Origin of the sequence: Prevotella sp. kh1p2, assembly GCF_900111525.1 — a bacterium.
In the GTDB taxonomy this organism is placed as follows: Bacteria; Bacteroidota; Bacteroidia; order Bacteroidales; family Bacteroidaceae; genus Prevotella.
In genome coordinates, this window is record NZ_FOHY01000017.1 from 37170 (window position 1) to 48912 (window position 11743).

Below are 11743 nucleotides of genomic sequence, written 5' to 3' on the forward strand. Positions count from 1 at the left end.
GGCGCCTGTACGCATACGCCAGCTAACTCCATATATAATAACAGCGGAAAGGGTATCTGGTATCCTCCCCTTGGAAAGGGGAGGCGGAGGAGGGGATGATAAAGGGGAGCCTACCCCAACCCTCCCAAGGGGAGGGAGCCTTATGGTATGGATTGCATGGGGGCAAGAACGGCAGTCTTTACTCCTATCCACCCGCCGCTCACAACAGTGCTCCCTCCCTTCGTGAGGGCCGGGGCAGGCTTCCCCCACGACCTAATAATTGTTGGTGATGTTGGGGTTCATGCTCCTTACACTCTCGGGGAAGGGGATGATGTAGAGGCTGGAGCCGGGGCGGAGCGTGTAGGTTTGGTGTGCAAAGTCGGTGGAAACGAGCGGGAAGGTACGCGTAACGGTCGTGGCGTAGGCCGGCTCCGTGTTCAGCCGTTTGAGGTCCCAGAAGCGGTGGAAGCCAAAGAGCAGTTCCTTGCGGCGCTCGGTGATGACCTGCATCATCATCTCCTGCTCCGTTGCGGGTTGCGAGATGAGGGCCGAGTCGCCCCTGATGCGCTTGGCACGCAGCAGGTTGAGCGTGGCCGTGGCGCCGGCGAGGTCGCCCAGGCGGGCCTGACATTCGGCCTTGATGAGGTACACCTCGGCCGTTCGGAGCCCCACGGAGCTGTAGTAGAAGCGGGTGTAGGTGGCGCGGGAGTTCCACAGCGCGGCGCCCGAACCCTCGTCGAAGTAGTACGACGAGTTGCCGGTGGTCTTGAAGAAGAGCGAGAGTCGGCAGTCGTCGGGCCCCATGAGCTGCACCAGCTCGGGGCTTATCATACCGTAGGTGTAGGTCAGGTTGTCCGTTACCCCGCCCATGCCGGCGTAGTTAAGCACTTCGGGATTGTCGCCTTTGGCATAGGGCGTGGCCGTTTTCCAGTCCGACTGCGGGTCGGCTTCCTGCAGGGCAACGTAGTCAACCAGCCGGTTGTTCAGTTCCAGAGACTTCTCTGCAGCTTCCAGGGCCTGCTGCCAGTCGTGGTGGAAGAGGTGGGCCTGCGCCTGGAAAGCGTAGCCGAAGGCGCGTGAGGGGTGGTACACGTCCATGGGATTGGCGGAGAGTTGGGGCGCTGCTTCATCAATCTCGCGGAGAATGAAGTCGTACACTTCGGCCACGGTGGCTTTCGTCGGGTTCTTTTCCAGGTTGTATTCGCTCACGATGGCCACGCCTCCGTCCGTGCCGGCGGTCTGCGGGTCGTAGGCTTTGGCAAAGGTGTTAACGGCCACGAAGTGGTCCCACGCCCTCATGGTGCGTGCCTCGGCCTTGGCCAGCCACTTGGTGGCGTCGTCTCCGATGCTGGCATCAACCTCCGAGAGCACGATGTTCTGCCGCAGGATGTAGTCGTAGCAGTTCTCGTAGAGGTTGTTGTCGCGTAGCACGAGCCTGTCGGCAGCCTCGTTGAAGGTGGTGTTGATGCCGTCGAAGGAGATGTTCTCGTTGCCGAAAACGGTCGATTCCTTAATCCAGCTGTTGTCCGTCAGCATGGCAAAGGCCGTGGGATAGTACGCCCGGTTGGGGATGGCGACCAGCTGGAGGTACTGCCGGGCGGAGTCTATAGTTATGTCGCCGGTGGGCTTGATGTCGATGTAGTGGTCGCAGGAGGTGCAAAGGAGCGCCCCGAGTACCGCCAGGAGGGAGATTATCTTGCGCATATACATGTTCTGTGTGGGGTTAGGTTAGAAGTTAGCCGATAGTCCGATGGAGAAGGTTCGCGGCCTCTTCATGGAGCGGGAGCCGCCGTTGAGGCCGAAGGTCTCGGGGTCTATGTCGTCGCCTGCTGCCGACCAGGAGAGCAGGTTGCTGGCCTGCAGGCGCAGGGCGATGCCGCTCATGCCTGCCTTACGGCAGAGCGGGCGCGGCAGGTGGTAGCTGATGCTCACGTTGCGCAGCTTCATGAAGGCGGCGCTCTTTACCCGGGCGTCGCTGTACTGCCACCATTCGTCGAAGGCAGAGGCGTACTGCCGTGCCGTTACCGACATGTCGTGATACAGCCGCACGCCGCTGGTGCCATTCCAGCTCGTAAGACTTTCGCGCGTGTTGTCGCCTCCCTGCGAGAGCGAAGGCGTGGGCATGCGCAACTTGTTGCCGCCGGCGAAGATGAACATGGCATTGAGTTCGATGTCTCTCCAGCCCACCTGCAGCCCCACTCCGCCGTTGTACTTGGGCGTGATGGTGCCGCAGTTCTTCAGCGCAGCGGTGCCCTTGAGGCTCGAGGAGTAGCGAATGGAGGCCACGTCGCCGTCAGCACCGAAGGTAACCATGTCGTTTCCCTCGTCGTCAAGTATCACGGGATAGCCGTTCTCCACCCTTCCGAGCCTGTAGGCCCACAGGGTGTTGTAGGCTGTTCCTTTGATGAAGTTGTTCTGCGGGGCGCGGATAAAGTCGGCCGCCGTGGCGTTCTGGTTCACGTCTACTTCGAGTATGCGGTTCGAGTTGCGCGAGTAGGTGAGGCTGGCAGCCACCTTCCAGTCGCGGTTACGGTAGATGTTGGCGTTCAGGGTGAGCTCAACGCCGCGGTTGCGCATGGCTCCGTTGTTCACAACTCGGTTCTCCGCGCCGAGCGTTGGGTCCAGGTAACGCTTCACCAGCAGGTCACTGGCGCGGCGGTTGTAATACTCCAGGCTTCCGCTAAGCACGTTATCGAGCACGCGGAAGTCGACACCCACGTTGGTGGTGGCGGTCTTTTCCCAGCGCAGTCGCGGGTTGGGCAGGTCGTCGTCGCCGTAGTCAAGGTAGGTGGAGGTCACGGGATTGCGCTGCGTCTTGTACGTGGCAACGAAGTAAGTGGCAGAAGCCTGGTCCACGTTGCCGTTGATTCCGTAGGTTGCACGCAGTCGGAGATAGTCTATCCAGCGCACGGTCTTCATGAATTTCTCCTCCGACAGCAGCCATCCTGCACCCAAGGACCAGAGCGGATGCTTCTGTTCGTTGGTGTCGAGACCGAAGAGGTCGGCCTCATCCCAGCGTATGCTGGCCGTGAGGTTGTACTTCTGCATGAAGGTATAGCCGGCATTGGCGTAGAGCGAAGCATAGCGGTGGCGCGTGATCTGCTGCCGGGTGGCGGGCCCGCCCAGTGTCATGTTGCGGCCGTAGAGCTCGCTCTCCCAGCCCGTGTCGTGCAGAGTGGCCCAGTCCATGTTGACGGATGTGAGCGTCTGCGGATTGTATCCGTACATCAGCTGCTCAATGATGCGGGGCCTGTGGTTCTGCCTGAACTCCATGCCTACGATGGCATTGACGGCGTGGTGCAGCCAGGTGCGGTCGAACCCCAGCTGGTTACGCAGCGTGTAGTTGTTGCTTCCGAGCTCCGTCTGGCGGTATCTGCCGCCCGTGGGGAGCAGGCTCTTGCCGTCGGCCGTTATCATGCCGTTGTGCGTCATGCGCATGGCATAGGAGTTCTGCTCGTCGAACAGCTCCGTTTTATTTTGGTTCCACTCGTACTGGTAGCTCAAGGTGTAGCGGAAGAATCGGAGGAACTGCGCGTCGATACTTACAAAGGGGCGCAGGCTCACGCTCTTTGTTTTGGTCATGCTCTCGTGCAGTTGGTCGATGGCATTGAACGAGAAAGGCATGTAGAGGTCGGGGTGAGCCACGGCGGCGATGGCGTTCAGGTTCGTGCCCTGCCCCGCATAGCCGCCGAAGGAGGCGTTGGGATAGGTCACGCTGCGGCCCTCGGCGTCTATCAGTTGCAGGTAGCGTTCCTGTGAGTTGTAGCCGTAGGAGGTTCCCTGCCGGCCCTGTGCCAGGTTCACGTCTATGCCCGCATCAACGCTGAGCCACTTAGCGAGCTTGTAGTTGCTGTGCAGGTAGACGGCAAAGGCATTGGTACCGAAGTCGGCCTTGTCCTGTCCTTTGGAGTTGGAGTAGCTGAACGTGAGCGAGTGGTTGCTCTTGCCGGCGCGTTGCGAGAGGCGTACATTGTAGCGCTGGTTCACGGCCGTGCGCCACAGATGGTCGCGATACTGGGCGTAGTAGTCGTTTTTGCGCCAGCCGGCCAGCTGCGCGTCAACCTCTGCCTGTGTGAGTTTGCCGTCATGCCGGTCGCGGTAGAGCTGGTAGAGGGGCTGATAGTAGGCAGCGCCACGGTTGTCGAAGTAGGCATCGATGCTGCCGGCGTCGGCCACGTAGGAGTCGAACAGCTGCGTCTGGAAGTCAATCATCTGGCTTGCCGACTGCAGGTGAAGGGCGTCGAAGTTCTGCTTCGAGGTCAGGAACCAGTCGGCATTCACGCTCACGTGCACCCCTTCGTTGCGGGCGCTCTTCGTCGTCACCACGATAACACCATTGGCCGCGCGCGCTCCGTAGATGCTGGCAGCGGCCGCATCCTTCAGTACAGTGATGCTCTCTACGATGTACGGGTTGATGTCAGTTAACGACATGCCCGTCGGCATGTTGTCAATAACGATGAGCGGCTGCGTACCCACGTCGGCCGAAAGCGTGCCCACGCCGCGTATAATGGGCTGTTGAGAGGTGCCGTCGTTCACTGTATTCACCCTCAGACCGGCCACCTGGCCCTCCAGAGCCGTCTCCAGATTGCGGAAGTTCTGGTTGTTCAGGCGCGTGGAGTCCACGAAACCGAAGGCCGCCGTGGAGCGTTCGCGGCTCAGCCGCTGGTAACCCGTGGAGACCACCGTCACCTCCGAGAGGGTGGACGACGACTCCCGGAGCTTTACCTCAAGCCTTGTGCGCCCCCTGACGGATGCCTGCTGGGGCTCCATACCAAGGTAGCGGAATACGAGAATGGTGCTCTCGTCGTCCACTTTGAGGCTGAACTGGCCCTTGGCATCTGACGTTACCCCGCGAGCCGTGCCTTTCATCACGATACTGACTCCGTAGAGCGGTTCGCCCTGTTCGTCGGTAACGGTGCCCGTAACGGTCTTCTGAGCCACGGCCGGGAGCGCAATCATCAGGGTGAGCACGCCCGTTACAAACAGTCGTTTAGCCGTTGCGCGACCGGTGGCCGGGTCGGTGTTGAGCGTTGCCTGTTTCATAGTTGTTGGTATTAAGTATGTAAACTTCGTATTTTTGACTTGTTTTTGCAAATATAATAATATTTTTAAGACAAGCAAGAGTTTAACCAATAAATCTTAATATTTAAGCTCGAAAAAGAAAGAATATGTAATTTCGTACCTTAATCTTCAGCTTTCTGCTGCCAGAAACCGCGCCTTCCCCACAGCAGCTTGTCCGAATTGGCAGGTCCGCATGGGACGAGCAACGGACCAGCCGCCATCTTTTTCGCCGCATAATCATGCACAGCTGGCTTGCTGCTGCGGGTGAAAGACAGCGTAGATGCTTTTTAAAGACAGAGTAACAGAGTAATTTTTTCGCTGCTTGATTTATAAAACGGGAAAGTGATAGATGGAAAAACAGCAATGAATACCCACATGGCAAACCTGTATCCTCCCCTTAGAAAGGGGAGGTTAGGAGGGGATGATTACACCAGGAAATTACCAACAGCCTGCCGGCAGATTGTCAACTGCCTGCCAAGTGGTCATCCCCTCCTCCGCCTCCCCTTTCCAAGGGGAGGATACCAGTTAGCTTTGCAGCACATTGTTGCTTATTCTTTCTTAACGTATAAACACCCCCACAGCAGTAAAACAATACTTTGTTACTCTGTCTTTACACTGCAAGAGCAGCAGAAAAAATACTTTGTTACTCTGTCTTTACACTGCAAGAGCAGCAGAAAAAATACTTTGTTACTCTGTCTTTACACCGCAACAGCAGCAGAAAAATTACGCGGTTACGCTGTCTTTAAAAACTATCAGCAGCCTTTCCTCCCCTTAGAAAGGGGAGGTTAGGAGGGGATGATGGCCCTGCAAATGGCTCTTCATAAGTTTAATTTGCAACCATCTGCAAATCAATAGGTTACATGTAAGGAAGAAAAAGATGCCTTTCAAGCCCCTTGAAGGGCATCTTCAAGCTCGTTGAAGGATGCTTTCAAGACGCTTGAAGGACACCTCCGGAGGCAGATATTCAGATTACTTATGAGCCGAAAAACTTGCCATTCTCATTTTTTTTGTACCTTTGCAAAGAACAAACCTCGTGACATCCCCCCGCAGCCGGCCTTATATATAAAAAGGAAAAACAGCCAACGGGAAAACCTGATGACATGCGAACGAAAGAGAAACAGGAGCAGCTGAATGCCTATTGGAGCAATTTTGTAAGCGGCGTGGACAGGGAGAAGGCCTTCTCCCGTATCTACGACCTGAACATTCACGACCTGTTGGCTTACGGATGCAGCCTCGGTTTCGACGAGGAAACGTGCAAGGACGTGGCCCACGACTTGTTTTTCCGCCTCTTTCAGGATGCAGGCCGCAGCTACGAGATAGGCAACATAACGGTCTACCTGTTCGGTTCGTTCAGGAACAGGCTGATAAGCACCGGCCTGCGCAACACCCGGCTGAAGGACGTGAAGATAGAAGAACTGCCCTTTGCCACCGAGGTGACGATACTCGACACGCTGACCAACGAGGAAGACCGGGCGCTGCTGCGCGACAACGTGGCAGCGCTGCTGCGCGAACTTACACCCCGCCAGCGCGAGGCCATCTATCTGCGTTACATGCAGAACATGGCCTACGACGACATTGCCCGGTTGCTGGAAATGACCAACGGGTCGGTACGCAAGCTGGTGTACCGCGCCCTGGAGACCATGAGACGCAAGGCTTCGGAGATGGACATGCCGCTCGTGGTGGTCATGTTCCTCGCCTACCTGAGAGATTTCTCATAGTTGCAGGAACCGCGGAGGGAGACTTAATGTTTGTTAAATCACCCTTCTTTCCGTACCGCCGCGTGTCTACAATCTCCGGGTGTGATTGTCCTTAGGTTGTTATTACATGAAAATGGACAAACGACAACATACATTCAGCCATTCTGCTTTCCTCAATTCCAAAGACAGGAGCTTCATCCTCTGGCGCCTCACGCGTACTCCCGAGCAGGATGAATACTGGCAGAACTACATCCGCAGCCACCCCGAAGAACAGCAAGAGTTCGACGAGGCCATTGCTGCCTGCGACCAGATACGCATCAACGAGCGCACCTTTGCGGATACCGACGTACTGTACCGCAGCATCTGCGAGCACCTGGCAGCGGCCGACAGGCGCCGGCGCCGGCTGCGCATCTACCGTGCGGCAGGCGTGGCGGCATGCCTGGTGGTGCTGCTCTCGGCCACCCTGTATCTGTATTTTGCACACGACAGGAGCCTGAACCCCGTGAGGGAAGAAATAGTAGGCCAGATACAGCCCGACGAGGACATCCTGCTCATCGCCGGAAACAAGACCGTGCAGCTGCAGGAAAACACGCAGCTGCAGCTCTCCAACGGCCACATTACCTGCACCGACAGCGCCCGCAAGGCCAGCAAAATGGTGATAGCCGGCGGCAAGACCAACCGGATAGTGGTGCCCTACGGCAAGCGCACCTTCGTTACACTGGCCGACGGCTCTCGTGTGTGGATAAATTCGGGCACGGAGATGGAATTCCCCGGCACCTTCGCGGGCGGCGAACGCCACATCCGCGTAGACGGGGAGATATACATAGACGTGGCCCGGTCGGCCCGTCATCCGTTCATCGTGCACACTCCGAAGCTCGACGTAACGGTCCACGGCACCTGCTTCAACCTGTCGGCCTACGCGGGCGAGGGCAACTCGTCGGTGGTTCTGGTGAGAGGCAAGGTGAGCGTACGCGCCGCCAACGGCAGCAGCGTGGAGATGAAGCCCAACGAGATGGCATCGCTTAACGGCGGCCGGCTGGCCAAACAACACGTGGACCCGGAACTCTACACAAGCTGGGTGAACGGCATCTTCATCTTTGACAACACGCCCATAGCACAGGTGCTGAACCGCGTGAGCAAGTACTACAACGTGAGCTTCGACGCCCGTGCGGCAGCCCTGTCGGGCAAGCACGTAACGGGCAAGCTGCTGCTATCGGGCAACATCGACGACGTGCTGACCTCCATCTCGCTGCTCACCTCGACCCACTACACCCGCAGCGGAAACACGGTAAGACTGACTGACAAACAATAATTGAACCTATGAAAAGAACTAACCACAAAACACGCCGGCCGAGAGATGCCTGCAGGCCTCCCTCCACATGCTGAAACCTTACTCTGTTTTTCTACTACCATTCTTTTATAATCATAAATTTAATGCACATGTACATACCTGAAACAACGCTCCCCACCATCAGTAACGGGGGAGCAAGAAACATCGGCAGAAGCCTGTGGCTGTCCATCCTTCTGCTCTTCGTGTGCGTGATGAATGTGTTTGGGGCCAATGCCTATTCGCAAAGCGCCAACATCACGCTCAATGTCAACAATGCCACGATAGAAAGTGCTATCAGCAAGATTGAGAAAAGCGACGGCTACGTGTTCATCTACACCGAAGAGGTGAGAAAGGAACTGCGCAAGCGCATCTCCGTACAGCTGCGCGACAAAAGCATCGGGGCTGCCCTGGACGTGCTGCTCAACAACACCAACGTGGCCTACAAGCTCATGGGGCGGCAGGTTACGCTGTATAAGAGGAAGGGCGTGAGGAGGTCGGAGCCCGTGGCAGTTAAGACCGCACTGCCTCCGGTCAAAGATGAAAACGTGACGGTTCACGGCCGCGTCATCGACAAACTTACACGCGAGACGCTAATAGGTGCCTCCATAACGGTAAAGGGCATGAATACCGGAGCCGTGACCGACGTGAACGGCAACTTCACCGTCACCGTTCCGTACGCCAATGCCATTCTTGTGGTGTCGTATGTAGGCTACCAGCCCAGGGAAATTCACCTGGAGGGGCGTCGCGAAATAGAGGTTGCCATGACCGAAGATGCCAAGGCGCTGGAGGAGGTTGTGGCCGTAGGCTACACCCGCCAGCGCAAGGAGACGCTTACCGGAGCCGTAGCCACCATCACCACCAAGGACCTGGCGCAGAGCCCCACGGCCAATATCAACAACGCATTGGCAGGCCGTTTGCCCGGATTAATAGCCAACCAGTACAGCGGAGGAGAGCCTGGCGTGGACAAGGCCGAAATCTTCATCCGCGGCAAAGCTACCTTCAACGACCAGTCACCCATTGTGATAGTGGACGGGGTGGAACGCGACATGAGCTATCTCTCACCCGATGAGATTGAGACCTTCACCATTCTGAAAGACGCATCGGCCACAGCCCAGTACGGTATCCGCGGTGCCAACGGCGTCGTAGTCATCACAACAAAGCGCGGACAAGCCAACGAACGCGCCATGGTTAACTTCAAGGCATCCTTCGGCTTCGACAAGGCAGTGAAGTATCCGAAGTATCTCGGTTCGGCCGATTATGCCATGTTGTTCAACGAAGCCATGAGAAACGATGCGCTGATGAACGGCTACTCGCAGGAGGAAATTGACCGTCTGCCGCTCTTCCCGCAGAAGTCAATCGACGCCTTCCGCAATGGGCAGGGCTACAACTGGGATTACTTTGACTATGCCTTCAAGACTGCGCCACAACAAGACTACACCCTCTCCATCCAGGGAGGCAGCGACAAGGTGCAGTACTTCGTAATGGCCAACTACTTCACCCAGGGCACCAACTATAAATACTCATCCGAGGAGAACAACGGGGCCAGAAGTAAATTCGACCGTTACAACATCCGTTCAAACATCGACATCAACATAACAAAGAACTTCTATGCCAAATTCGACATCGGCGGCCGCATCACCGACCGCACCTCTCCGGGCACTTCAGCCGACAAGGTGATAACCCTGGCCAACACACAACCGCCCATGCTGCCCATCACACTCGACCCAACAGGCGACGCTTCCAATGACAAGATATTCGTCGACAATCCCCGCGGCGTGCTCTTCGGCACGCAGACGTACCGCTACAACATCCTTGGCGAGCTGACGCGTACGGGCTATCAGAACGAGAAGAACACCTACTTCGAGGGCACCCTGACCTTAGGACACAAATTAGACTTCATCACTCCCGGCCTCAAAGTTGAGGGGTCGTTCTCTTACGACTTCCATGGATGCCGCTGGATAAAGCGAGATATTCCCTACTACGGTGAGGGTTACAAGAACTTCCCGGGCTATGCTACGTTTGAACCCGTACAGGGCATCGACGTTTACATGGACCCCACACAGCAGTACACGGGTGTGTACGGAGGCGGAAACAAATACAATATAGACCAGAACCGCAACAACAGCGTCGACAACCGCGACCAGGAATCACGCTACTACGCGCAGTTCAAGCTGGAGTACAACCGCACTTTCAACAGCGTGCACGAGGTTTCGGCCCTCTTCCTGGCCAACCGCAGCGAGCGTACCGTGGGCAACCAGCCTTACTACCGCTATCAAGGCATGACGGGCCATGCCACCTATAACTATATGCGCAAGTATCTCACGGAGTTCAGCTTCGGTTATAACGGCTCCGAGAACTTTGCCCGCGGCCAGCGTTACGGCTTCTTCCCGTCGGCTTCGGTGGGCTGGGTTATCTCTAATGAGAAGTTCATGGAGCGCACCCAGTCATGGCTCGACTACCTCAAGGTGAGAGCTTCCTACGGACTGGTGGGCAGCGACAAGCTGCCCGGCGACCGTTTTGCATACCTTTCCTATTATGAAAGAGCCGACCGCTACAGCTTCGGTCCCACGCTCGACAATTGGCTCGACGGCAACAGGGAAGCCCGTCTGGGCAACGCGGCACTTACCTGGGAGAAAGCCAAGAAGACCAATTTCGGCATCGACATCACCATGCTGAACCAGCGACTGAGCATGTCGTTCGACTTCTTCATCGAGAATCGCTACAACATCTTGACCAACTTGCACACCAATGCGGGTGATGACATTCAGCGCATCGACTACCCCAGCATCGTAGGCAAGTCGTCGCCGTACATCAATTCCAGCAAAGTACGCAACCACGGATTCGACATCGAGATGACGTGGATGGACAAGATAGGCAAGGACTTCAGGTATTACGTGAAGCCGAACTTTACCTTCGCCCGCAACAAAATCATCTTTACCAACGAGATTGACTGGGGAACAAACACGTGGCGCAAGGCCACCGGCAAGAGCATGTACACCAACTTCTGCTATGTGTTCGACCATTTCGTGGCCGACCAGGCCGAAGCCGACGCCCTCAACCAGTTGGGCATACAGGCTGCGGCGGGTAAACTGATACCGGGCGATGCCGTTTACAAGGACATGAACGGCGACAAAGTCATCGACGACAAGGACCGTGCAGCCACCGGATACCCACGCAGTCCCGAAATCATGTTCGGCGTTCCGGTAGGCTTCTCCTACAAAGGACTCGACTTCAGCATCCTCTTCCAGGGCGCCGCCAACACCTCCATACAGCTCACGGGCGCTGCTATCTACGACTTTCCCAACTTCGATCAGGACAAGATGGGCAAGGTCAAGGGCATCCACCTGCAGCGATGGACGGCCGACAACGCCGCCTCCGCCAAGTATCCGGCCTTGCACCTGGGCACCCATCTGAACAACAAGAACTCGCACAGCAGCCTCTTCCTCTACGACGGACGGTACGTGCGGCTGAAGAACATCGAAATAGGCTACTCGCTGCCCCACAACATCATCCGCGTGGCTAACCTGCAGCAGGTGCGCTTCTACGTGCAGGGACAGAACCTCATCACGTGGGACAGGCTCGATGATGTTGACGTTGACCCTGAAACAAGCAGCAACGGCACCTGGTATCCCATACAGAAGACTATTAACTTTGGAGTAAACGTAACATTCTAAAC

6 protein-coding genes are annotated in these 11743 nt (G+C 56.7%); 4 read left to right on the top strand and 2 right to left on the bottom strand.

Features of this window, described 5'->3' with window-relative positions; translation table 11 throughout:
* Positions 1-252: 252 nt before the first annotated feature.
* Positions 253-1683, bottom strand: coding sequence for a RagB/SusD family nutrient uptake outer membrane protein (locus BMW31_RS10410; RefSeq protein ID WP_091825385.1), 1431 nt, complete (start codon positions 1681-1683; stop codon positions 253-255).
* A gap of 24 nt (positions 1684-1707) precedes the next feature.
* Positions 1708-5022: a SusC/RagA family TonB-linked outer membrane protein gene (locus BMW31_RS10415; RefSeq protein ID WP_091825305.1), complete on the bottom strand. Its 3315-nt coding sequence runs from the start codon at positions 5020-5022 to the stop codon at positions 1708-1710.
* 360 nt (positions 5023-5382) lie between these two features.
* Between BMW31_RS10415 and BMW31_RS13340 the strand changes: the two genes are divergently transcribed.
* From BMW31_RS13340 to BMW31_RS10430, 4 genes are all read left to right on the top strand, one after another.
* Positions 5383-5829: a hypothetical protein gene (locus BMW31_RS13340; RefSeq protein WP_143049191.1), complete on the top strand. Its 447-nt coding sequence runs from the start codon at positions 5383-5385 to the stop codon at positions 5827-5829.
* Positions 5830-6140: 311 nt separating this feature from the next.
* Positions 6141-6758, top strand: coding sequence for an RNA polymerase sigma factor (locus BMW31_RS10420; RefSeq protein WP_091825308.1), 618 nt, complete (start codon positions 6141-6143; stop codon positions 6756-6758).
* Positions 6759-6870: 112 nt separating this feature from the next.
* The gene (locus BMW31_RS10425) at positions 6871-8049 is read left to right on the top strand and encodes a FecR family protein (protein ID WP_177166309.1); all 1179 of its coding nucleotides are present in this window, start codon (positions 6871-6873) and stop codon (positions 8047-8049) included.
* Between the two features lie 128 nt (positions 8050-8177).
* A complete protein-coding gene (locus BMW31_RS10430) occupies positions 8178-11741 on the top strand; it encodes a TonB-dependent receptor (protein WP_091825390.1) in 3564 nt (1187 codons plus the stop codon).
* The last annotated feature ends 2 nt before the right edge of the window (positions 11742-11743 follow it).

Excerpts from the sequence above, each read along its gene's own strand:
- BMW31_RS10410 (WP_091825385.1), bottom strand. The coding sequence starts at position 1,683 with ATGCGCAAGATAATCTCCCTCCTGGCGGTACTCGGGGCGCTCCTTTGC.
- BMW31_RS10415 (WP_091825305.1), bottom strand. The coding sequence starts at position 5,022 with ATGAAACAGGCAACGCTCAACACCGACCCGGCCACCGGTCGCGCAACG.
- BMW31_RS10420 (WP_091825308.1), top strand. The coding sequence starts at position 6,141 with ATGCGAACGAAAGAGAAACAGGAGCAGCTGAATGCCTATTGGAGCAAT.
- BMW31_RS10425 (WP_177166309.1), top strand. The coding sequence starts at position 6,871 with ATGGACAAACGACAACATACATTCAGCCATTCTGCTTTCCTCAATTCC.
- BMW31_RS10430 (WP_091825390.1), top strand. The coding sequence starts at position 8,178 with ATGTACATACCTGAAACAACGCTCCCCACCATCAGTAACGGGGGAGCA.